We start from the raw sequence: 21,987 nt of genomic DNA on the forward strand, positions 1-21,987 counted from the left end.
CGAGGGTTTTCTAAAATTTACAACTGCCGCCGCCCTTCTTTTGGTAATACTGCTGGTGGTATTCCTCGGCCCGGTAGAATTCCCCGGCCGGAGTGATCTCGGTGACTATCGGCCGGGAGTATTTGTGCGACCCATCCAGTTTTTCTTTTGATGCCTGGGCAGTTTTCTGCTGTTCCGGGGTGGTGTAGAATACGGCCGAGCGGTATTGCGAGCCCACGTCCGGGCCCTGGCGGCCGGGCGTGGTGGGGTTGTGATTCTCCCAGAAGACCTTCAGCAGATCATCATAGCTGATGACCGCCGGGTCGTAGGTCAGGCGGATGGCCTCGGCGTGGCCGGTGGTGTCGGTGCAGACCTGTTGGTAGGTGGGATCCTGGGTGTGGCCGCCGGTGTAGCCCACCTCGGTGGAAATGACCCCTTTGAGCTTCTGGAAGTCAGCCTCCACCCCCCAGAAACACCCGGCCGCGAATATGGCGGTTTCCATCTTTTTATCCTTTGCCCTGGTGTTATCGGGGCGGGTTTGAAACCCGCCCTTACTTTTATTGTCTTGGCCCTGGGCATTAAGTGTTAGGACAAAGCCCAGCAGAAAAGCCAGCAGGCTGAGATAGATTCGTTTATTCAAAAGAAAAACCCTCCTTTAGCCAATATAAGGCCGAATAGAGGGTTTGTCAAGAGATAATGCTTGATTATAAGCACATATTATTAATTAAATATCAGTCCTATCTTCGTCATAAAACCCATGTATCTTAATTGAATTTAATGCTGGCTCTATTTGTTTGAAATGATTATAATACTGCGCTTTTGTGCCGTCACTGATATAGAAAATCATATATGCGATCTCCTTCCCAGGTGTTATAAAAAATGACAAAGAACCGTATTGGGGTTGGTAGGGTTCAAATATTATTGGTATATTTTTAATAAGCCAAGAATCGTCTTTTACGCAAAAGCCAATCTCTGTGAAATTGCCGACATAACGATATTCTTGTGTATATTTGTGCTTAATCGTAAGGCTACTATCAATGTGTAAACCATTTATTATCAATTTTCCGGAATGTGGAACTACACGGCTATTAAAGACGAACAGTGGGTAACTAAATTGCCATCCCCAATCTTCACCGATGTTATGAGCCTTTAAATCCCAGCGATTACCAGAGTATGTGTTTACAGTGTCAAAAACTACCGTTTCGGGTGTAAAATAATTCGTATGATCAAGATAACCGATAATTATATTCTCTTTAACATCGTTGTCAAGGTGTCTAAACAGATAGTTGTATGAATTTCTAGCCTTGGATTTATCTACTGAACCACCTAAAGAACTGAGCGTGCTTTTCTCAATATGTAAACTAAACTGATCTTCATAAAGAGTAACCATTAAATTTTCAGGCACTGCAATACCCATGAAATGGGAATGCCATTGCAGGCCTCTGTAAATGACAGATGCAATTTCATAAGAAACTATTATCAGAATTATAACAATTATTGATATTCGGGTTATTTTCATGAATATTGCGTCTAAAAACAATGTATACTAAATGATAAGCGTGGATTGCTTCATTTGCCAGAGAACAGCAACCCTGCAATGACATGAAAACGTTCCTCAACCAAATCGGTAAAATCTGCGAAAATCAGCGTCCCATTTCACGTTTATAACTTTCAATTAACTTTTTCACATCTTCGTCTATAATATCCGAAGTTACATGTTTCTCGATGAATAATAGAGCCTCTTTAAAATTGTAGAACAAATTACTTACAGCAATGTTGTACTCTTTACCATCTACAACTCCCTGAATGAAGACTGCCTTCGGTATAGATCCGAAATAGTAGATATTATTCGGATAAATATTAATAATATTCTGCCATTTAAAATACGTTACTTTTTTAAACTTAAGTTTAAATATACTAATATCAATAAATTCCAAGCCTTCGCTTTTTATGGTAATAGTGATATACGGTAAAACGATAAAACTAAAATAAACGCCAGCAAAAGAAAGGATTAAACCATATATTATATTAAAACTACTGGGTTCTTTATGGATTTTATCCAGGAATATTAGTATTATTAATAATATTACAATCTGGGAAAGTATTATAGCCGTTTTCTTGATTTTTAAAATTAGCATATAACATTTCACAATTAATGTTATGCCTATATCCCTTGGTGGTTACAGATCCTTCGGCTTGCCAGGCAAGTTTGTCGGACTCAGGATGACCCTACACAAAACCAAATCAGTAAAATCTGCGTTTATCAGCGTCCCATTAAGCCCCGTTCACCAGGGTGGGGTCACTTCATCATATTCGGGATGGCCTCTTCCCAGGTTTTTCGGGCCTCGGCCACCGGAATGTCTATCAGATCCTTTATGACTAGCTTCTCTCCCCCGACCGTGCCCAGCTTTAGAATGTCAACGCCCTGCTTCTTTGCCAATGCTTCCAGTTTCTCAACATCCGCCGCCCTGCTTGACAGGATGATACGGGTCTGGGTCTCGGCGAACAGCTTGAAGTCTCCCCTGCCGGGCAGGCCGGACAGATCAGCAACCAATCCTGTCCCCTCCTTGTTAAGGAGGGGATCAAGGGGTGGTGTAAAACAACATTCGGCCAGGGCCACGGCCAGACCGCCCTCGGAGCAGTCGTGGGCCGAGCGGACCAGTCCGGCCCTGATGGCATCCCGGACAAAATCGTGCAGTTTCTTTTCGGCCTCCAGGTCGATGGCCGGGGCGTCTCCGTTCACCTGGCCGTGCACCGCTTTAAGATACTCCGAGCCCCCGATATCCGGCTGGGATTTTATATCTCCGGCCAGAAACACGACATCTCCGGCCTGCTTGAACCACTGGGTGGTGATGTGGGACAGGTCCTCGATCAGCCCCACCATCCCTATCAAGGGCGTGGGATAGACGCTGTGGGTAAGGCTTTCGTTGTATAAACTGACGTTGCCGGAGATCACCGGCACCTCCAGCACTTTGCAGGCCTGGGCCAGCCCCTCCACCGCCTGCTTCATCTGGTAAAAGACCTCCGGCTTATAGGGATTGCCGAAATTCAGGCAGTCGGTCAGGCCCAAGGGCCTGGCCCCGGAACAGGCCAGATTACGGGCGGCCTCGGCCACTGCTATGGCCCCGCCGTTGAAAGGATTTAAATAGCAATACCGCCCGTTGCAGTCGGTGGTGATGCCGATGGCCTTGTTGGTGCCGCGGATCCGCAGGACGGCGGCATCCGACCCCGGCAGGACCGCGGTGTTGGTTCGCACCTGGTGGTCATACTGCTGATACACCCAGCGTTTGCTGGCAATGGTAGGGGCCGATAGTACACTATTTAGCGACTTATTGTGATCTTTTGGTTCCTTGATGTCGTTTTGTATGAATTGCTTTAACTTATCCAGATAACCCGGTCTGTTGCTTTCTCTTTGGTATACCGGGGCCTCATCAACCAGGGTCTTTACCGGGATGTCGGCAAAGACCTCGTCCTTCCATTTGATCCTGACTTTCCCGTCATTGGTGACCACCCCTATCGAGGAACAATGAAGCTCCCATTTGTCAAATATCGCTTTGATCTGGTCGTAATTCTCCTTGGGAGCCACCACCACCATCCTTTCCTGGGATTCGGACAGCATGATCTCGTATGGGGTCATCCCCTTCTCCCGCAGGGGAACCTGGGACATATCCATCTCCAGGCCGGTCCCGGCCCGGGAGGCCATCTCGATGGACGAGCTGGTCAGCCCGGCCGCCCCCATGTCCTGGATGCCCACCGCCAGGCCGGACTCGATCAGCTCCAGGGTGGCCTCCAGCAGGAGTTTCTTGGTGAAGGGGTCCCCTATCTGGACAGAGGGACGCTTGGCCGATGATGCCTCGGACAGCTCCTCGGAGGCGAAGGTGGCCCCGTGGATGCCGTCCCGGCCGGTGGTGGCCCCCACCGCTATCACCAGGTTGCCGGGCCCGGAGGCAAAGCCCCGCATGATCTTCTTGTTCTCCACCAGCCCCAGGCACATCACGTTGACTAACGGGTTGGTGGTGTAGGACTCGTCGAACACCACCGAGCCGCCCACGGTGGGAATGCCCACGCAGTTGCCGTAATCGGCGATGCCGGAGACCACCCCGGAGAACAGGTGCCTCACATGGGCGTCGTCCAGCGAGCCGAAGTACAGCGGGTCCATCAGGGCGATGGGTCTGGCCCCCATGGTGAAGATGTCGCGCAGGATGCCGCCGATGCCGGTGGCCGCCCCCTGATAGGGCTCGATGGCCGAGGGGTGGTTGTGGCTCTCCACCTTCATGGCGATCCCCAGACCGTCCCCGATGTCCACTATCCCGGCGTTCTCCCCCGGGCCCTGCAGCACCTGGGGCGCCCGGGTGGGGAACAGCTTCAGCAGCGGCTTGGAATTCTTGTAGGAGCAGTGTTCGGACCACAGCACCGAGAAGATGCCCAGCTCGGTATAGCTGGGGGTCCGCCCCATTATCCGCTGGATGCTGTCGAACTCCTCCTGGCTGAGCCCGAAGCTTTGGGCCAGTTTTATATCTACGGCAGGTTCCTGATGTTTGGTCATGTTATTTCTTCAGGTTTGAAGGTTGCGGTTTATTGGCGCCTCCCGGGGAGGCGGTCTTTCGGGAATTGGCCTTCGGCCCGTTCTGGGAATTGGCCCGGGGCTTGCGGCGCTGTATCTTGAAGGTCTTGCGGAGCAGCGATATTTTTATGTCCGGCTTCTTGTCCTGGACATGGTTGACGAAGAAGTCCACCACCTCGGGATCGAACTGGGTGCCGGAATGGATCAGCAGTTCGGCCTCGGCCGTCTTCTGCGGCAGGCCCTTGCGGTAGGGGCGGTCGGCGGTCATGGCATCATAGGCGTCGGCCACCGCGATTATCCTGGCCAGCCGGCTGATGTCGTGGCCCTTCTTCTTGTTGGGATAACCGCTGCCGTCGAATTTTTCGTGATGGTCCCGGATGATGTCGGCCACCGTGCAGAGCTTGGAAAAGCCGGAGATGATGTGGTAGCCCCGTTCGGCATGATGATGGATCTCGGTCAGGTCGTCGCTGCTCAATTCCTCTTCTTTATCCAAAGTGGCCTCGTCCACCCCCAGCTTGCCGAAATCGTGCAGCAGGGCCGCCACCTCCAGGGTCAGCAGGTCCTCCTGGGGCAGGCCCATCCGCATTCCGATGGCCAGGGAATAAAAGGTCACCCGGATGATGTGTCCGTCATGGTAGGGCACCAGCCGGTCCACCACCTTGGCCAGCTGGCGCAGCTGGCGGATCATCTTGTCGGGGTCGCCGGCCAGGATCTGGTCCAGCTTGGTCAGCAGTTGGGCAATGGCGTTGACGTCCGGCTGTTTGTACGGCTTGTTCAGCATGTCATCTTGCTCCCAGGAAGTTCTTGATGGAGTCGAATACCAGGCTTCCGTCGGACGATCCCAGCAGCTGCTCCATGGCCCGCTCCGGGTGGGGCATCATTCCCAGGACGTTGCCCTGCTGGTTGGTGATGCCGGCGATGTTGTTCACCGAGCCGTTGGGATTGGCGCTGTCGTCAACCCGGCCCGAGCCGTCGCTGTAGCGGAATACCACCCGGCCGCTGTCCTCCAGTTCCTTTATGGTCCTCTGGTCGGCAAAATAATTGCCCTCCTTGTGGGCGATGGGGACTCTCAGCAGCTGTCCCGCCGTCAGCCGATTGGTGAACGGCAGGGTATTGTTCTCCACCTTCAGGTGAACCGTTTTGCAGATGAACTGCAGGCTGCGGTTGACCAGCATGGCCCCCGGCAGCAGCCCGCTCTCCAGCAGGATCTGGAATCCGTTGCAGATGCCGATCACCGGGCCGCCCTGCCCGGCGAAATCCATCACCTGCTTCATGATGGGCGAGAATCGGGCGATGGCCCCGGTCCGAAGATAGTCGCCGTAGGAGAAGCCGCCGGGCAGGATCACGCAGTCGCAGTTGTTCAGCGAATTCTCCCGGTGCCAGACATACTCCACCTGGCATTTAAGATGGTCCTTCACCGCCCGGTAGCAGTCGTAATCGCAGTTGGAGCCGGGAAAGGTTATCACCGCAAATTTCATTCGCCCTCCCTCAGGGAATAGCTGTACTGCTCGATCACCGGGTTGGACAGGATCTGCCGGCACATCTGGTCGACCTTTTTCTCCACCGCCTTCCGGTCGTGGCTGTCGAACCGCACCTGGATGAACTTGCCCATCCGGACCTCCTCGATGTCCCGGTATCCCATGGTCTCCATGGAGCGTTTGAGGGTGGTGCCCTGGGGGTCCAGCACCAACTCCTTCAGGGTGACATGGATCTCAGCTGTCAGCAATTTTTCTTCTCCTTTTGTTCTTCAATTTTTCCATGTGGCTTGATCGGTAGATCCTCCAAATCAGACCGAACAGGATGTATCCGGTCAGGATGGGGAAAAGCGTCAGGTTGGGATTTTTAATGATGCCCAGGATGGCCAGCATGAACCCGCCGTAGATCAGATAGGATTTGAAGCTGCGGTCGGCCATCTTGGGGATGGGCGGATATTCGATGTCGCTGACCATCAGGAAGGAAAGCAGGATGATCACCAGCGGGATGAAGCGCACCAGGGACAGGTCGTAGCCGACGGCGTTGCTGAACAGCAGGAAGCTGGCCACCACCCCCCCGGCCGCCGGGGTGGGCAGGCCGTGGAAGATCTCCTTCTCGTTCAGGCTCTTGATGTTGGCGTTGAAGCGGGCCAGCCGGATGGCCCCGGCCACCACGAAAGCGAAGGCGGTCAGGCTGCCCCACAGCCCCAGGTTCTTCAAGGCCAGCGGGTAGATCAGGATCATGGGGGCCAGCACGAAGGACACCACGTCGGACAGCGAGTCCAGCTCGGCCCCGAAGCGGCTGTAGTGGTGGGTCAGCCGGGCCACCATCCCGTCTATGGAATCGAAGAAGCCGGCCAGGATGATCAGCCAGGCCCCCCGGTAATAGTTGCCGTTGAAGGCCTCGATGATGGCCAGCACCCCGCAGAACAGGTTTCCGCTGGTGAAGACGCTGGGCAGGAACGCCGGGGTTTTGATCTTGGGTTTCATTTCATAAAACCTATTTATTGAATATGGCGATCGGGGTGACGCCCCCTTTGACCCTGTCGCGATACCGTGATTTATCCGACGAAGTATTTGTTTTACCGTTACGAAGTCGGAACGATATCGCTATAAATCATCAAGGCTCTGCCGAGCCTTACTCTCAGGCCGCCCCAGCGGCCTCTATGAACGACCAGCGATAGGCTTCAGGCTATCGCTGAAAGATTAAATTTCGCCTCATCTAACCTGAAATCACAATCTGTGATTTCAAGTTAGATATCACCGTCCATACTCCCTATCACCGTCACCCCGCCTTTTACCCTGTCCCCCACCTTCACATTGATCTTGGTGCCCAGCGGCAGCAGCAGGTCTATCCGGGAGCCGAACTTCATCAGTCCCATCCGCTGCCCGGCGCTTACCTCATCTCCCAGTTTGGGATAGCACACCACCCGGCGGGCCAGGATCCCGGCGATCTGTTTCATCAGGATCTTCCCGTAGGGGGTTTCGATCCCCAGTTGCATCTGCTCGTTGGCCAGCGAGGCCTTTTCCTCGAAGGCCGGAAAGAATTTGCCGGGATGGTACTGCTGGTATACCACCCGGCCGGAGATGGGGATCCAATTGATGTGGACATCCAGGGGAGATAAAAAGACGCTGACCTGCATGACCTTTTTCCTGAACAGAAATGCATCCTCGGTCTCCCGGACGATCACCACTTTGCCGTCGGCCGGGGATATCAGCCGGCCCGGAAGATATTCCCCCTGCCGGGCCGGATCGCGAAAGAAGAACATCATGAACAGGGCCACCACCGCAAAGGCCAGGGTCAGATAGGCCGTTATCTGGTTTTTGGTGATCAGCCAGGCCGCCAGGGCGATGACGAAGAACAGCCCGGCGATGGCGATGGTCGGCATTCCCTCCGGGGCCAGCTTCATGCGCCTCCTCCCCCGATGTCGCTGATGATCACGTTGCCGCCCTTGGCCTGCATCTCGTGCAGCCTTTGGGAAGCGTCGTTGAATATCTGCTCGTAGGAGATCCCGTCGTCGGGGAAGGTGAACACCGCCAGGCTGATGGTCAGGCGCTGGGAGCTGAAGGCCTGGTCGTTGATGGTGGCATCGTAATCGATGATCTTCTTGATCTTTTCGGCGAACTGCAGGGCCTGGCCCTTTTCGGTCTCCAGCAGGGCCGCGGCGAATTTGTCCTCGTCCAGCCGGCAGGAGATGTCTATCCTCCGGACATGTTCGTTGAGCAGCATGCCGATCCGGGCCAGCACCTTGTCCCCGGCCTGGGTGCCGTTGCTTTCGACAAAGGCCTTGAAATTGTCCAGGTCCATCAGGGTGAATGACAGCTTGTGCCCGAAACGCTTGGCCCGGTTGAGTTCTGCCAGGGCCCGCTCGTCAAAATACCTCCGGTTCAGCAGGCCGGTCAGCTTGTCCTTGGTGTAGAGCTTTTCGAACAGCCCGGCGTTGTCCAGGGCCATGGAGCCCAGGCTCTGGAAGATCATCATCAGGTTCCGCTCCTCCTTGGAGCGCCGCTGGATCCTGCCCAGGGAGACCACCCCCATCACATTATTTCTCTGCACCAGGGGGATGCACAGGACGGGATTGATCCTTTTATCCCGGGTGTTCTCCAGCTTCTGTTTTATCAGGTTGCTCTCGTTCTCGAAATCCTCCTTGGCCATGATCACCCGCTTGGCGGCGGTATGGCCCACGTACCCCTCCCCCACCTTGATCACCAGTTCCTGGGCGATCTTGGGGTCCAGCCCTATGGACTCGGCCACCGCCAGCTCCGCCCCCTCGTCGCCCACCTTGAAAAAGATCACCTCTTCGGAGTCGAACAGCTGCTGGGCTATCCGGCTCAGCAGCATCGGCAGCTTTTCCCTTTCCAGACTGCCCCCCAGGGTCCGGGCCAGTTCCAGCAGGACCATGAACACCCGGGAGCGCTCGGAATGGTCCTTCTCCATGGTGGTCAGAGAGCTCTTCATGCTGGCGATGATGTCCCGCTGACGGCGTTCGTCCTCCTTCAGCCGTTTGAGCTCGTTCTGGGCCATGCCGCAGGCCACGGTCTTCTGCCCGGCCTTGCCGCTGGCGATCAGGAACAGCACCAGGAAAAGGACCGCCGATCCTATTGCTCCATATGTCAACATGTCCATGATCATCCCCCTATCTTTTCAGTTGGGGCCGTTCAACCCGATACGCTTAAAAATATGTCCGATATTCCGGATAAAACTTTCGGGATCGAATACATCGGCAATGGCCTTGGCATCCAATGATCTTGCCACTTCGGCATCGGCCAGAACCAGTTGCTTGAGGTTTCCGCCCCCCTCCCATACCTTCATGGCGTTGCGCTGGATGATGCGGTAGGCGTCCTCCCGGGATATGCCCTTCTCCACCAAAGCCAGCAGCAGTTTCTGGGAAAAGATCAGCCCCCCGGATGACTCGATGTTCAGTGCCATCCTCTCCGGATAGACCCTTAGGCCCTCGATCAGCCAGATGGTCTTGTTCAAAATATAATCCAGGGCGATGGTGCTGTCGGGGATCACTATCCTCTCGGCCGAGGAATGGGAGATGTCCCGTTCATGCCACAGGGCCACATTCTCCATCCCCACCAGGGCATTGGTCCGGATCACCCGGGCCATCCCGCAGATCCGCTCGGAGATGATGGGGTTCCGCTTGTGGGGCATGGCCGAGGAGCCCTTCTGTTTTTCCGAGAACGGCTCCTCCGCCTCCCGGACCTCGGTCCTCTGCAGGTGGCGGATCTCCAGGGCGATCTTGTCCAGGGTGGAGGCGATGATGCCCAGGGTGCACAGGTATTCGGCATGGCGGTCCCGCTGGACGATCTGGGTGGACACCGGCTCCGGCTTCAATTCCAGTTTCTGGCAGACGTATTCCTCCACCGAGGGGTCGATATGGGCGAAGGTGCCCACCGCGCCGGAGATCTTTCCGCAGGAGATCGTCTCGATGGCCCGTTCCATCCGGAGAATGTCACGCTGTATCTCCTGCCACCACATGGCCAGCTTCAGCCCGAAGGTGGTGGGCTCGGCATGGATGCCGTGGCTGCGCCCCATCATCAGGGTGTCCTTGTGTTCCCAGGCCCTTTGTTTCAGGACCGCCGAAAGCTTATTCAGGTCGTCCATCAGCAGCCGGCCGGCCTCCTTCATCAGCACCGCCCAGGCGGTGTCCAGCACGTCGGACGAGGTCAGGCCCATGTGGATGAAGCGGCCCGATTCGCCCACCTGCTGGTTGACGCTGGTCAGAAAGGCGATGACATCGTGCTGGACCTCGGCCTCGATCTGGTCTATCCGGGCGATGTCGAAGCCGGCCCTGGCCTTGATGTTCTCCAGGTCTTTTTGGGGAATGCGCCCCAGCCGGGCCTGGGCCTCGCAGGCCAGGATCTCGATGTCCAGCCATTTCTGGAACTTGTTCTGTTCGCTCCAGACGGCCTTCATCTTGGGCAGGGTATAGCGTTCGATCATCTTGAAATCTTATCTTATCTTTTTATAAAGAATATTGGTAAATTCCTTGTAATCGGTCTCCGAAAGCCTCTCCCATTCTGTTTCATCGAACTCCGGAAATTTTGTGTCCCCGGCGCAATCCTGTTTGAGCCAGGATACGCAAAGGAAATCGGCCAGGGGCAATGCCTGCCGGTAAATTTCCGCCCCTCCGATGAAGAATATCTTTTTGCCGTATTCCTCCGCTTGGGCCAGGGCCTGATCCATGCTTTGGCAGGCCGTCCCCCCCGGGATGTCCATTGGGGACCGGGAGACCACGATATTGTTGCGGTTGGGCAGCGGCTTCCCGATAGACTGGTAGGTCCTCCGCCCCATGATCACGGTATTACCGGAGGTCAGTTTTTTGAACAGCTTCAGATCCTCCGGCAGGTGCCAGGGCATCTGGTTGTCCTTTCCGATGACCCGGTCCCGGGTCATGGCCACGATGATGCATTTCTCGGCATTGCTCAAACCGCCACCTCGAACTTTATTCCCGGGTGAGGCTGATAATCCTCCAGGGTCACATCTTCGTATTTCAGGTCGAACAGGGGCTTGTCGGCGATCCTGACCCTGGGAAGCGGCCGGGGTTCCCTCTCCAACTGCAGCTTCAGCCCCGGCAGGTGATTCTCATAGATATGGGCGTCGATGATGGTATGGGCGAATTCCCCCGCCTGATAGCCGGTCTCCTGGGCCAGCATCATGGTCAGCAGGGAATAACAGGCCAGGTTGAAGGGGATCCCCAGGGCGATGTCGCCGGAACGCTGGGTCAGGTGGCAGTTGAGCTGGTCCCCGGAAACGCTGAAACAGAAGGTGTAATGGCAGGGCGGCAGCCGGCTCTGGGCGGCATTGCCGGGATGCCAGGCCGAGACCACCATCCGGCGCAGGTTGGGGGTGGTGGGATTTTCTTTTATCTCCCGCAGGATGTCGACCACATACCGGATCTGGTCGAAAACCTTTCCCCCGCTGTCGGGATCCATGCTGGTCCAGCGCTGGCCCCATTTCTCGCCCTCCACTCCGCTGTCGGGCACGGGATAACGCCGCCAGAACCTGCCATAGGCCGTCTCCAGCCTGCCGTCTGCGTCGGCCCAGGCGTCCCAGATCTTGGTCTTGGTCTTCAGGTCGCGGATGTGGGCCTGGCCGCTTAAGTACCAAAGCAGTTCGTGCAGCATGGAGTTGAAATACATCTGCTTGGTGGTCAGCAGGGGATAGCCCTGCTGCAGGTCGATCTTGTAAAAAACGCCGAAACAGCTGTAGGTGGAAACGCCGGTGCGGTTCTTCTGCACCGTCCCGTTGTCCAGGACATATTTTACCAGGTCCAGATATTCACGCATAAATTTATTGACCCCTCCCTTCCCTCCCCGATGCGGAGAGGGTTGATCGGGCAGTTAGGATGAGAATTTTTCCTTGAGGGTGATGAACCTTAAGTAATCGTCGATCTCCACCAGGCTGGTGATGATCAGCTTCTTGTCCTCGATGCGGATCAGTTTGAGGGTCAGAAGTTTTTTGACTATCTCCTCGGTCTTGGAGGCGTCGATGCCGATTATTCCGCCCAGGGCGGCGTAATCATACGGGAAGTCCACCACGATCCCCTCGGCCGTCTGGGCCCCCCGTTCCTTGGCCATGGACACCAGCAGGGCCACCACCCGGCGCATCTCGTCCCGGATCAACAGGAACTCCACCTGGCGGTTGGTGTCCCTCAGGCGGCGGGTCATGGTCTCCAGAACATACTCGATCATGGGGTTGTCCTTGAGCTGGGATTTGAAGGCGTCCCGGTCCACGATCAGCAGGTTGACCTCGTCCACCGCGGTGGCGGTGGCCGACCGGGGGCTGCCGTCGATCACCGCCATCTCCCCGAAGAAATCCCCCTCCTTGATGATGGCCAGGGTCTTCTCGATGTTCCCGGCGCTGCGGCTGATCTTGATCTTTCCGGCCCGGATCAGGTACATTTCGCTTCCGGCGTCTCCCTGCCTGAAAATGACCTCGTCCGGTTTAAAATTCTTTTCGTATTCCTGACCAGCCATACGGCATTCCCCCAATATTTAAGTTGAGACGACTTTTCAGGTTTTCCCCTTTAAAGCATAAATATATCATTAACTTACGAATATTTCAAGGAAAAACTAAAAGGGCGTCTTAATTTAACATAAGACGCCCCGGATGGAAGTGATGCTTATCGGATGGAGATGATCTTTTCCAGCATTTTTCCGTAACCGGTCTCGGCCTTTATGAAGTACACCCCGGCGGCCGCCCGTTTGCCGGCTTGATCCCGGCCGTCCCAAACAAAATTGTGCCGTCCCCCGGGTTTCTCCCCCTCGAACACCGTTTTTACCATCCGGCCGCAGATGTCGTATATCCTGAGGGTCACCGGTGATTTGCCGGGAAGGCTCAGGCTGAAGGTGCTTTTTTGCCGGAACGGACTGGGATAGGCCGAAAGCCCCGGTTTCAGGCTGGCGCCGGACCGAAGGGGGTTTTCATCATTGCTGATCCCCAGCGCGGGATTTCCGAAGAATCCCGTTATCAGGGAGTCCACCGGCTGGCTGAACCCGGCCCCGGCGGTTATCCAAAGGCTCTGTCCCGAACCATAGGTGTTATAAACCGCCGCTATGGCCGAAGTGACCGTTCCCAGATGGGCCAAGGGAACCGCCGCCGGCTGCAGGCCGCTCAGCCGGCCGTTGACGGCCGCAAGTATTCCCAGGGTGTCTCCGTGATCGATCGATGCCACCCCGAAAGGATTTTGATAATCGGATATCACGTTGATCCCGGCCCCGGTATAAAAGGCATAACCGGTGGCCCCCAGCCATCGGCTTACCGGCAACAGATTGCTTCCTCCGCTTAAATTGTAGACCGATTTTCCCACCGACAAGGCCAACCCGCCCGATCCGATAAAACTGCTCACCCGGGAAGAATCGGCCATGGTCAGACCGTTTTCCAGGATCAGGGCCTGGTAATTCCCGCCGATCACGGGAGGCATCAAGCTCAGGCTGTCGACCTGGCCCCAGCGGGTTCTTGCCAGATTTAGCATTCCGGACGACGAACCGATGCACAGCGCATCCCCGGATCCCAGCACCCACAGCCCGAGGTCTGCATTTCTGGTCAGGGTATCCAGGCTGTCGATTCCGGATACCGTGACCTGGTACCTGCCCGGAGAGGCATCGGTCGAGGAGACTACTTTTACTGAACAGGAATCCAAGGGAACAAGCACATCCCGGTCGAACTCAACGGATATGGAACCGGATGAAGGCAATGGTGTCACCTGGGCGCTCATACAGACCGGCAGGGCAAAACCGTTGACCGGCTCCAGCCGCACCCGGAAGCAGGCGCTGTCCCCCTGGCTGAGGGTGGTCTCCGCCGGATCGGCGCTGATCCCGAAATCCCGGTAATGCAGGGAGACATTGGTATAATGATGATCATAATCATCGGCAATTGCATTCGGCGTCTCCAGGGAAGAATTAGCCACCCCCCAATCCAGGCTCTCTGCCCCCAGATATTCGACTGTTCCGGAGATGCCGTCGATTTGGACGTCCCGGCACTGAAGATAGATATTATTCCCTTCGGTGCTGTCCAGATACGAAACTCCCTCGGTTAGGTCCAAAACAATATTATTCCCCGGGAACGGATTATCCCCGCCGCCAAAAGTATAGCCGTCCTGGGTATTTATATAAAATTGCCGGGACCAGTCCGGCGACAGCGCGGGGCCAACCCCGGCCCTGATCTGGACGCTGCCGCGATTGCCATGATTTATCCTGGCCCTCATTTTCAGCCGGGGCTGGTATCCTATCCTGTCCGATGAATAAAAAGCCGCCTGGTATGACGTCCGGGAATCGGTGGCAGCCTGATAAGACATCCAGTAGTATCCGCCGTCTCCCCATGAGGGTCCCCAGGAATTGACCACCCGGAAGGCCCCCCGGCCGTCATTGGTCACCAGGGAATCGTCGTAGCCGGCGATGCAATTGGCATGCCCTCCACGGATGTCACCGGAAAGATCGGCCACGCAGAAGATATTGTTATATGAGGAGATATTATCGTAATTGGCGTAGACCAGCAGGCCGATCACCACGTTGTTGCCCTCAGCCAAACATTGCTTGACCCCCTCTATCCCCAGATCGTCGGACAGGTCGAACCAGAACCATTCATTACAGCGGTAGGGTATGGCCGAATCGTAGGCTGTTTCGCTGGGCCAGCTAGTGCACTCCCCATCGTTATAGGGCTTCAGCAAGATCGACGAACTTCCCATGTCGCACAATACCTGAAAAGCATCGCCGAACCACGATCCGTTATCCGCCCCGCCGTTGATCTGATTGTATACGAACGAAGGGCTGAATAAGTGGTTGGAATCCGCCAGTGACCAGTTGTGCTCAACCCACTCCTGATAGCTCTTGTGGTAGTAGGCCGTGGCCCAGGCGGTGCAGGACCCCTGCCCACCCTGGTTGCCCACCGGCGGCATATCGGCCGAGTGGTCCACCGAAGAAGGCAAGGTCCCTTTCGACCCTGCGACCTTTATTTCGTGCCCCGGAGCCGTCACCCGGGGATCCTTCCATATCAGGCCCAGGCGGTGCAATTCGTCGGCTTTGGTGACCGAGCAGCAAACCGCCGGAAGGATCAATAAGATGAGTGCGATCTTTTTCATAATATCCTTTAACTAATTGGAGTGATTATAACAGGAACTCCCCCAAAGTCAACATTAAACTTGACACCGGTCCTCCATGTCTGATAGAATGATTTTGTTATCCAAATAATTCTATAAAGGCAGATAAAATGGAACAGAACCCGCAGAACCAGCTCAATATCGAACTGGGTGAAAAAGAGGCCGAAGGCGTCTACTCCAACCTGGCATTGATCGCCCACTCCCCCTCGGAGTTCATCATAGACTTTGCCCGGGTGCTGCCCGGCATCCCCAAGGCCAAGATCTATTCCCGGATCGTCACCACCCCCCAGCATGCCAAAATGCTGTTGAACGCCCTGGAGGACAATATCAAGAAATACGAGGCCCAGTTCGGGGCCATCAAGACCTTCGGCCAGGAGAACCGGGGGATCGGTTTCAAAATCGGCGACGAAAAGAACGGCGACAAGAAGTGATCCCCGGCATTGAACCAACAAAAAAGCGAGGTGTTCACCTCGCTTTTTTGATTTCGGGCTTTCCCACCGGGATCAGATATAAAGGCACTTCCTGATTTCCCAGGTTTAAAACGGCCTTCAGGGACCGATCGTCAAAGGCGCCCACCATGACCGTACCCAGTCCCAGGGCCACTGCCTGCAGCGATATGTTCTGCCCGACATGGCCCGCCTCCATATCGGCGTAGCGGATCTTCCTGTCCTTGTAACGGGAATCGATCTTATCGTATGAAACAATTATCACAATGGTGGCCGGCGCCGATCTTATGCTCTTCTGGCCAAGCGCCGCGGCCGAAAAGCTTTCCCGGATATCCCCTTTTGAAATGATCTCCAGCTGGTGGGGTTCCGGCAGGTATCTGTATAACCCCGGCCGAAGGCTGTCGACGTTGCCGGCCGCCAGATAGATCACCAAAGGATAGCACGCTCCCGCCGAGGGAGCTGTCCGGTTCCCCTTATTGGTGGTTATTCCCTGGGCGGCCCAAAGCAGCTGCGATATCTCTGCGATGGTCACCGGCCTGTCGGCATAATCCCTCACCGAACGCCTTTTGAACAGGGACTCCTCAAGCGGCATTTTGCCGGTCAGCGACGGAGCCGGGAGGCTTATCATGGTTGAAGGTCCCCGAGAGGACGGTATCGGGGGATTTCCCGCCAGACAGGTGGAAAAAGACAGGAGAAGGATGGCTATTATCGCGGGTGATTTTCTATCTTTGGTCATCGGCACTCCTTTGAGATAGAAATAAAATGGAGCGGGTGATGGGGATCGAACCCACGATATTCAGCTTGGGAAGCTGACGTTCTACCACTGAACTACACCCGCTCGTGATGGGATATTTTACTTAATTTATCCGGTTTTGTCAAGCTATTGGATCATCCGGCGAGAACATCATCGGGGGTGATCTTCTTCAGGCAGTTATAATGTCCGTACCGGCAGATCCTTTTGTAACAGGGACTGCAGGGCTCCTGATTGTATATTATTCGGTGCCCCTCTCCCCAGGGGCCGGTCCAGACCGGGCTGGTGGAGCCGAAGATGGCCGTCACTCTGGCCCCGCAGGCCGCCGCCAGGTGCATCACCCCGGTGTCGTTGGTGACAAAGGACGGGATCAGGCTCAGCAGGGCCGCGCTTTCCCGCAGGCTCAGTTCTCCGGCCAGGTTGGCCGTCCCCCGCCCTATCCCCACCGCGATATCCCGGCAGAGCTCATTCTCCGAAGCGGAGCCGAAGATCATCACCCTCTTTCCGCCTTCCGATAATTTCCGCCCCAGCCGGATCCAGTTCTCCACCGGCCACATCTTGGCCGGTCCGTAGGTGGCGCCCGGCCCGAAGCCCACCAGGTCCTCCGGCCCGGCCTTGATGGCAAAGATCCTCTTCTCGGCCTTTCCCTTTTCGTCATCGGTCAGATATATCTTCGGAGCTTTGGGCGCGACGTCCGGTCCCAGAAGGGCGGCATAGCCCTGCAGGATATGGCGGGAGCGAAAATCATTTTGCGAATATTTCAGGCTCTCGGTCAGCAGCAGACCCCGGAGTTCCGAGCCGTATCCGATCCTTTGTTTTATCCCCGCCAGGCGGAACATCAGAGCCGAGGAGAATGACAAGGGCAGGATGTAGGCCCGGTCGAATCCCCTGCTTTTGATGCTCCGGACGATGCGCCGCAGGCCCTCTTCCTTGCTGAAAGCGATGATATCGTTCACCCGGGGATCGGCCTCGAACAGTTCGGCCACCCGCTGGTGAGCCAGGATGGTGATCGAGGCTTCGGGATGCTTCTTTTTGCAGGCCTCGATGAAACCGGTGGAGATCACCGCATCACCTATCCAGTTGGGTACCCGGATGAGTATTTTTTGGTTGTCAGATTTCATATGTTTTTCATGAAGGTAATTATTGCCACAAAAAGCACATAATTCACATAATGTTACTAGAGTTTTGTGCCCCCTTCGTCGCGGCTCAGGACATGTTTTGTGCCTTATGTGGTTAATCGTCATTGGGCCATAGAATCTTTGACCTGTTCGGCTGTGATAAGTTTCATGCAGTTGAAATGGCCTTTGGGGCATTTCTTTGAGCCATGCAGGGCGCAGGGCCGGCAGTCCAGTTCGGTTTCGATGACCCTGCTTTCCGGCCGCCAGGGCGCAAAGCCGAATTGTTTGACCGTCGGCCCGAAGATGGCCGCCACCGGCGTGCCCGCCGCCTCGGCAATGTGCATGGCCCCGGTGTCGTTGGTGACCAGCAGTTTTGCCTGGGACAGCACGTAAGTCAATTGTGCCAGGTCCAACTGCCCGCAAAGATTGGTGGCATTTGCCCCCGAAGTTTTTATTATTTCCTCAGCAATAGCCTTATCACTTTTATCTCCGACAATAACAATTTTAAAATATGCATTTTGCATTTTTGCAATCAGCGAAGCGAACCCCGTCCATCTCTTGGTCGGCCAGTGCGCGCCCGGAGCAATGGCTATGAACTCCCCCTGCGGCAGTTTTATGGTGTCATCAACCACCGGATACAGTTTGGGCTTGGCCTCGGGTTGTTTGACTCCGGCCTTCTCCACCGCCGCCAGATAGCGCTGGATCACTGTCTTATAAGTTTTGCCCCGGCCCCGTCCCCAGACCAGCATCCGGCGGCGCCAGGTGTCCTTGGGCCAGTGGATCTTTTTCCCGGCGTTAAGGCAAAGGGTGATCATCCGACTGCGCGGGTTGTTCTGCAGGTCTATGATGAAGTTATAATTGTTGGCGCTGAGTTCGTGAATGAACATTAACAGCCCCCGCAGGCCACTGTGCCGACCGGTTTCGTCAAAGCCGTAAACGTTGGCCAGTTTGGGGTGGCCCTTTAAAAGCCCGGCGAATCTGGCCTTGCAGACGAGGTCTATCTGCGAGCCGGGCTCGGCTTGGGAGATGGCCTCTATGGCGGCGGTGGCCAGCACAATGTCACCGATGGCGCCCAGGCGGATGAGAAGGTATTTATTCATTTTGCTATATTTTGCAAGATTTCTTTTAATGTTATACCCCTCAGACCACATTTGGCATGGGGCTGGCAGTCCCGGCAATATTCTTCCTCCGGAACAATTTGCACATGCCCCTCTCCCAATGGCCTCCACCGTTCCGGGCGGCTGGCCGGCGCCGGGCAAAACAGCCCCACCGTCTTTGCCCCGGCTGCCGCGGCCAGGTGCAGGGTGCCGGTGCTGCTGCCCACCACCTGCCGGCAATTTGCCAAAATTGCAGCCAGCCGCCGCAATGTCAGCTGTGGCCCGGCCATGGGCACATTGGTATCGCCCTTTGCTTTCTTCAGGATCTCTTCCTCCCCCGGCCCGCCCAGGATCAGCGCCTCCTGCTTGGCTTCCACTAATTTCCGAACCAGCTCGCGATATCGCTCCGGCGGCCAGTTGGCCGAGGAACCTCTATTAGCAGGAAGCACAGCTATGGGGTTTTGGACACCCATTGACATCAGGACACTACGGGCTTCGGACATTTCCAGGTCGCTCAAGAATATCTGCGGGGGCTCGATCTCATCCGGCAACTCAAATAAACTGCGGGCCACGGAAAGATTATACTCCGTTTCGTGAACATCCTGTCCGTCGTCCCGATATCCTCCGCCCGGCTTCGATACTGCCGGGCATTGAGTAGTGTCAACGTATCGAAATGCCGGCAACTCAGCCAACGGCGGAGCACTCAATCTCCGGACGGTGTGCGCCGGCTTGAACCCGGTCAAAACATAATAGGGCCTGAAGCCCAGCCCGGCCTTCTGCTTTATCCCGGCAAAGAATGCCGCCCAGGCCAAAAGCTTTGAAGGATGCAGCATCAGCAGGGCCTCATATCTTCCCTGCCGCAGAAGATAGATCAGACAGAAAAAATTCTTTCCCCAGGACACCACTTCGTCCAGATAGGGCTGTCCGGCAAACAATTCAACCAGCGGCTGGGCGATCATGAACGAGATGAAGACCTCCGGTTTGGCCTTCCGCAGAGCTTTCAGAATTGGTACGGCATTTACGGCGTCGCCCAGCCGGTCCTGGCGGGCCACTAATATTTTAAGCCTTTTGTCAGGCAACGGGAACTATCAATGGTTCGGGTTTGGGATCAGCGATCTTAGTAGCCGACAGCTCATGGTAGGCCAGGGTCCAGTACCCGCTGTCGAAAGTGCCGTATATTCCGCTGACCACCAGGATCAGGGGAAGCCCGATCAGTATCCCGGGGATCAGTCCGGCCCAGAGGTTGACCACTCCCAGGATGATGAACGGAATGGCCAGGATCATCAGGGCTATGATAAAGGCTATGACATACAGCAGGGCTATGCCGAATATTATCAGGCCCAGCAGCACCGACCGGCCCAGATTGTCTTTGAACAAGGCATAGCCCGCCGGGATGGAATCGAAAACTTTTTTATCCTCGATGACGGCTATCTGGCAGCTGTAAGTGCCGATGATGGCGATGCAGTACAGCAGGGCGACCACCGGCAGGATCAGCAGGACGATCAGCAGTATTCCGAAGATCTTGGCCGCGCTACCGCCCATGATGATCATCAGCACCGGCGGAAGAATGGTCAGTCCCAGCAGCAGCACATAGCCCAGGCCGAACAGGATGTCTATACCCAGCATCCGCCAGAAAAATTGCAGGCCGCAGCCCAGGGTCTTTTCAAAATTATCGGGCTGGCCTTTTGCTATCCGGCTGACCGATCCTATCAACCCGCCCCGGGAGACCAGATACAGGACCATCAGGACGACGAAAAGGCCGATGGCCGCCAGGATCAGCACGGCCACCAAGCCGGTATGGGATGTTATCCAGTCCCAAAGGCCGGAGGCCGCCCCGGAGGCATTGTCCTGGTCGATGAAATTATTGTAATTCCCCCCCCCGCCCCCGCCCATCGAAGCAAAGAAACCGAACACCCACAGGTATTTTTTTCGCCAGGCGATCTCCAGGGCCTGTTTGATGATCTTTCCGTACTCCATGCCATCCTCCTAGATCAACGGTTTACAATGCCGACAAATTCTTCCATAACCTTCAACGAACGTTCGGCATAGGCTACGTATCGTTCTTTCTTCGCCCGGGGCGGATCATCCAGCGGCGGCAGCAGCCCGAAATTGGCATTCATGGGCTGGAAATCCTTTCCCTTCTCCGCATCAGAAACGTAGCGGGCCAGCGAGCCGGTCACGGTGTGCTCCGGGGCGGACACCAATTCTTTGCCGGCGGAATATCTGCCAGCATTGATCCCGGCCAGCAGCCCCATGGCCGCCGATTCCACATATCCCTCCACCCCGGTGATCTGCCCGGCAAAGAAAATCTTGTCGTTTGATCTTGACTGCATGGTCGATTGGATCAAACCCGGGCTTCGCAGATAAGTGTTGCGGTGGATGCTGCCGTAGCGGTAGAACTCGGCCCGCTCCAGGGCGGGGATCATCCGAAAGATCCGCCGCTGCTCGGGCTGGGTCAGCTGGGTCTGAAAGCCCACCAGGTTGAGCGTGGTGCCGCCGCGGTTCTCCTGCCGCAGCTGCAGGACCGCATAGGGCCGGCGGTTCTCGGCCGGATCGATCAGCCCCACCGGCTTCATCATGCCGAACCGCAGGGAATTGACGTTCCGCTCGGCCATCACCTCCACCGGCAGACAGCCCTCATAAAAATGCCCCTTTTCGAAATCGTGCGGCAGGTGCCTTTCGGCCCTTACCAGTTGCTCCACGAATTCAAGATATTGTGTTTTGCTTAAAGGACAGTTCCAGTATTGCCCGGGCTCATCGGAATAGCGGCTGGCCCGGAACATTTTTTTATGATCCAGCGATTCAGCCGACACCACCGGAGCGATGGCATCATAAAAGAAGAGGTTCTCCCCTCCGGCGAACCGGGCCAGGCTCTGGGCAAATTCATCCGAGGTCAGCGGCCCGGAGGCCACGATCAGCGGACCATCCGGCAGTTCGGTCACCTCCCGGCCGATAACTTTGATATTCTTATCCGAAGCTATCCTGTCCGTCACCCGCCTGGCAAACTCCATCCGGTCCACCGCCAGAGCCTTGCCGGCCGGGACGGCGGTCTCCCTGGCGCACCGCAGTATCAGGGAATCCATCATCTCCAGTTCGGCCTTGAGAAGGCCGTGGGCGTTGGTCCTTTCGACCGATTTCAGGGAATTGCTGCAGACCAGCTCCGCCAGCAGGCCGGTCTCATGGGCCGGGGTGCGAAATTCGGACCGGGCGCCCGGGCCGGCAAATCGCATTTCGTAGAGGTCGACGGCCAGCCCCCTTTTGACGGCCTGATAGGCCGCCTCGCAGCCGGCCAGCCCGCCGCCGATGATGGTGATCCTGTCTGCTTGAATTTGCATAGATTTTAAGAATACACTAAATGGCCCTTAAAAATCAAGACAAAACAAAACCCGGCATTTTGCGCCGGGATTTTTTGTCACCCTGAGACCGGCAACCATCCGGCAAGCCGAGTGCCTC

General features: G+C 55.9%; 22 protein-coding genes and 1 tRNA gene. 1 reads left to right on the forward strand and 22 read right to left on the reverse strand.

Going from position 1 to position 21,987, the window contains the following annotated elements; all coding sequences use genetic code 11:
- Positions 1-10: 10 nt before the first annotated feature.
- From A2273_06675 to A2273_06745, 15 genes are all read right to left on the reverse strand, one after another.
- Positions 11-481 carry a peptide-methionine (S)-S-oxide reductase gene (locus A2273_06675; protein ID OGF08747.1) on the reverse strand — a complete coding sequence of 157 codons (471 nt, stop codon included), beginning with the start codon at positions 479-481 and terminating at the stop codon, positions 11-13.
- Between the two features lie 222 nt (positions 482-703).
- On the reverse strand, positions 704-1,519 hold the full coding sequence (locus A2273_06680) for a hypothetical protein (GenBank protein OGF08618.1): 816 nt from the start codon (positions 1,517-1,519) through the stop codon (positions 704-706).
- 103 nt (positions 1,520-1,622) lie between these two features.
- Complete coding sequence (locus A2273_06685) at positions 1,623-2,117, reverse strand: hypothetical protein (protein OGF08619.1); 495 nt, start codon at positions 2,115-2,117, stop codon at positions 1,623-1,625.
- 161 nt (positions 2,118-2,278) lie between these two features.
- Positions 2,279-4,525, reverse strand: a complete 2,247-nt coding sequence (locus A2273_06690) for a phosphoribosylformylglycinamidine synthase II (GenBank protein OGF08620.1) — start codon at positions 4,523-4,525, stop codon at positions 2,279-2,281.
- 1 nt (position 4,526) lies between these two features.
- Positions 4,527-5,324, reverse strand: coding sequence for a hypothetical protein (locus tag A2273_06695; protein ID OGF08621.1), 798 nt, complete (start codon positions 5,322-5,324; stop codon positions 4,527-4,529).
- 1 nt (position 5,325) lies between these two features.
- Positions 5,326-6,021, reverse strand: coding sequence for a phosphoribosylformylglycinamidine synthase I (locus A2273_06700; GenBank protein OGF08622.1), 696 nt, complete (start codon positions 6,019-6,021; stop codon positions 5,326-5,328).
- A complete protein-coding gene (locus tag A2273_06705) occupies positions 6,018-6,269 on the reverse strand; it encodes a phosphoribosylformylglycinamidine synthase subunit PurS (GenBank protein OGF08623.1) in 252 nt (83 codons plus the stop codon). Before A2273_06705 ends, A2273_06700 begins: the two co-directional genes overlap by 4 nt.
- Entirely contained in the window at positions 6,256-7,005 is a 750-nt protein-coding gene (locus A2273_06710; GenBank protein OGF08624.1) for a CDP-diacylglycerol--serine O-phosphatidyltransferase, read from the reverse strand. Before A2273_06710 ends, A2273_06705 begins: the two co-directional genes overlap by 14 nt.
- Positions 7,006-7,268: 263 nt before the next feature.
- Positions 7,269-7,925 (reverse strand): phosphatidylserine decarboxylase, encoded by a 657-nt coding sequence (locus tag A2273_06715; GenBank protein ID OGF08625.1) that lies wholly within the window; start codon positions 7,923-7,925, stop codon positions 7,269-7,271.
- Complete coding sequence (locus A2273_06720; protein ID OGF08626.1) at positions 7,922-9,148, reverse strand: hypothetical protein; 1,227 nt, start codon at positions 9,146-9,148, stop codon at positions 7,922-7,924. Before A2273_06720 ends, A2273_06715 begins: the two co-directional genes overlap by 4 nt.
- 12 nt (positions 9,149-9,160) lie before the next feature.
- The gene (locus A2273_06725; GenBank protein ID OGF08627.1) at positions 9,161-10,465 is read right to left on the reverse strand and encodes an adenylosuccinate lyase; all 1,305 of its coding nucleotides are present in this window, start codon (positions 10,463-10,465) and stop codon (positions 9,161-9,163) included.
- Positions 10,466-10,474: 9 nt separating this feature from the next.
- Positions 10,475-10,918, reverse strand: coding sequence for a hypothetical protein (locus A2273_06730; GenBank protein OGF08748.1), 444 nt, complete (start codon positions 10,916-10,918; stop codon positions 10,475-10,477).
- A 29-nt stretch (positions 10,919-10,947) separates the two neighbouring features.
- Positions 10,948-11,811: a thymidylate synthase gene (locus A2273_06735; GenBank protein OGF08628.1), complete on the reverse strand. Its 864-nt coding sequence runs from the start codon at positions 11,809-11,811 to the stop codon at positions 10,948-10,950.
- Positions 11,812-11,865: 54 nt separating this feature from the next.
- The gene (locus A2273_06740; protein ID OGF08629.1) at positions 11,866-12,501 is read right to left on the reverse strand and encodes a hypothetical protein; all 636 of its coding nucleotides are present in this window, start codon (positions 12,499-12,501) and stop codon (positions 11,866-11,868) included.
- Positions 12,502-12,647: 146 nt separating this feature from the next.
- Positions 12,648-15,104, reverse strand: coding sequence for a hypothetical protein (locus A2273_06745; protein ID OGF08630.1), 2,457 nt, complete (start codon positions 15,102-15,104; stop codon positions 12,648-12,650).
- Positions 15,105-15,232: 128 nt separating this feature from the next.
- Between A2273_06745 and A2273_06750 the strand changes: the two genes are divergently transcribed.
- Positions 15,233-15,553 (forward strand): hypothetical protein, encoded by a 321-nt coding sequence (locus A2273_06750; GenBank protein OGF08631.1) that lies wholly within the window; start codon positions 15,233-15,235, stop codon positions 15,551-15,553.
- A gap of 34 nt (positions 15,554-15,587) precedes the next feature.
- Here the strand turns inward: A2273_06750 and A2273_06755 are convergent, their stop codons facing one another.
- From A2273_06755 to A2273_06785, 7 genes are all read right to left on the reverse strand, one after another.
- On the reverse strand, positions 15,588-16,196 hold the full coding sequence (locus A2273_06755; GenBank protein ID OGF08632.1) for a nitroreductase: 609 nt from the start codon (positions 16,194-16,196) through the stop codon (positions 15,588-15,590).
- A 135-nt stretch (positions 16,197-16,331) separates the two neighbouring features.
- Positions 16,332-16,406 (reverse strand) — tRNA-Gly (locus A2273_06760).
- A gap of 50 nt (positions 16,407-16,456) precedes the next feature.
- Complete coding sequence (locus A2273_06765; GenBank protein ID OGF08633.1) at positions 16,457-17,440, reverse strand: lipopolysaccharide heptosyltransferase II; 984 nt, start codon at positions 17,438-17,440, stop codon at positions 16,457-16,459.
- A 119-nt stretch (positions 17,441-17,559) separates the two neighbouring features.
- Positions 17,560-18,537 carry a hypothetical protein gene (locus A2273_06770; protein ID OGF08634.1) on the reverse strand — a complete coding sequence of 326 codons (978 nt, stop codon included), beginning with the start codon at positions 18,535-18,537 and terminating at the stop codon, positions 17,560-17,562.
- On the reverse strand, positions 18,534-19,613 hold the full coding sequence (locus A2273_06775) for a hypothetical protein (protein ID OGF08635.1): 1,080 nt from the start codon (positions 19,611-19,613) through the stop codon (positions 18,534-18,536). Before A2273_06775 ends, A2273_06770 begins: the two co-directional genes overlap by 4 nt.
- Complete coding sequence (locus tag A2273_06780) at positions 19,606-20,511, reverse strand: hypothetical protein (GenBank protein OGF08636.1); 906 nt, start codon at positions 20,509-20,511, stop codon at positions 19,606-19,608. Before A2273_06780 ends, A2273_06775 begins: the two co-directional genes overlap by 8 nt.
- Positions 20,512-20,525: 14 nt before the next feature.
- Positions 20,526-21,869: a methylenetetrahydrofolate--tRNA-(uracil(54)-C(5))-methyltransferase (FADH(2)-oxidizing) TrmFO gene (locus A2273_06785; GenBank protein OGF08637.1), complete on the reverse strand. Its 1,344-nt coding sequence runs from the start codon at positions 21,867-21,869 to the stop codon at positions 20,526-20,528.
- Between the last annotated feature and the right edge of the window lie 118 nt (positions 21,870-21,987).

This window comes from Candidatus Edwardsbacteria bacterium RifOxyA12_full_54_48 (assembly GCA_001777915.1).
GTDB lineage: Bacteria > Edwardsbacteria > AC1 > AC1 > EtOH8 > UBA2226.

Excerpts from the sequence above, each read along its gene's own strand:
- A2273_06675 (OGF08747.1), bottom strand. The coding sequence starts at position 481 with ATGGAAACCGCCATATTCGCGGCCGGGTGTTTCTGGGGGGTGGAGGCT.
- A2273_06685 (OGF08619.1), bottom strand. The coding sequence starts at position 2,117 with ATGCTAATTTTAAAAATCAAGAAAACGGCTATAATACTTTCCCAGATT.
- A2273_06690 (OGF08620.1), bottom strand. The coding sequence starts at position 4,525 with ATGACCAAACATCAGGAACCTGCCGTAGATATAAAACTGGCCCAAAGC.
- A2273_06695 (OGF08621.1), bottom strand. The coding sequence starts at position 5,324 with ATGCTGAACAAGCCGTACAAACAGCCGGACGTCAACGCCATTGCCCAA.
- A2273_06700 (OGF08622.1), bottom strand. The coding sequence starts at position 6,021 with ATGAAATTTGCGGTGATAACCTTTCCCGGCTCCAACTGCGATTACGAC.
- A2273_06710 (OGF08624.1), bottom strand. The coding sequence starts at position 7,005 with ATGAAACCCAAGATCAAAACCCCGGCGTTCCTGCCCAGCGTCTTCACC.
- A2273_06715 (OGF08625.1), bottom strand. The coding sequence starts at position 7,925 with ATGAAGCTGGCCCCGGAGGGAATGCCGACCATCGCCATCGCCGGGCTG.
- A2273_06720 (OGF08626.1), bottom strand. The coding sequence starts at position 9,148 with ATGATCATGGACATGTTGACATATGGAGCAATAGGATCGGCGGTCCTT.
- A2273_06725 (OGF08627.1), bottom strand. The coding sequence starts at position 10,465 with ATGATCGAACGCTATACCCTGCCCAAGATGAAGGCCGTCTGGAGCGAA.
- A2273_06730 (OGF08748.1), bottom strand. The coding sequence starts at position 10,918 with ATGACCCGGGACCGGGTCATCGGAAAGGACAACCAGATGCCCTGGCAC.
- A2273_06735 (OGF08628.1), bottom strand. The coding sequence starts at position 11,811 with ATGCGTGAATATCTGGACCTGGTAAAATATGTCCTGGACAACGGGACG.
- A2273_06740 (OGF08629.1), bottom strand. The coding sequence starts at position 12,501 with ATGGCTGGTCAGGAATACGAAAAGAATTTTAAACCGGACGAGGTCATT.
- A2273_06745 (OGF08630.1), bottom strand. The coding sequence starts at position 15,104 with ATGAAAAAGATCGCACTCATCTTATTGATCCTTCCGGCGGTTTGCTGC.
- A2273_06750 (OGF08631.1), top strand. The coding sequence starts at position 15,233 with ATGGAACAGAACCCGCAGAACCAGCTCAATATCGAACTGGGTGAAAAA.
- A2273_06755 (OGF08632.1), bottom strand. The coding sequence starts at position 16,196 with ATGATAAGCCTCCCGGCTCCGTCGCTGACCGGCAAAATGCCGCTTGAG.
- A2273_06765 (OGF08633.1), bottom strand. The coding sequence starts at position 17,440 with ATGAAATCTGACAACCAAAAAATACTCATCCGGGTACCCAACTGGATA.
- A2273_06770 (OGF08634.1), bottom strand. The coding sequence starts at position 18,537 with ATGAATAAATACCTTCTCATCCGCCTGGGCGCCATCGGTGACATTGTG.
- A2273_06780 (OGF08636.1), bottom strand. The coding sequence starts at position 20,511 with ATGGAGTACGGAAAGATCATCAAACAGGCCCTGGAGATCGCCTGGCGA.
- A2273_06785 (OGF08637.1), bottom strand. The coding sequence starts at position 21,869 with ATGCAAATTCAAGCAGACAGGATCACCATCATCGGCGGCGGGCTGGCC.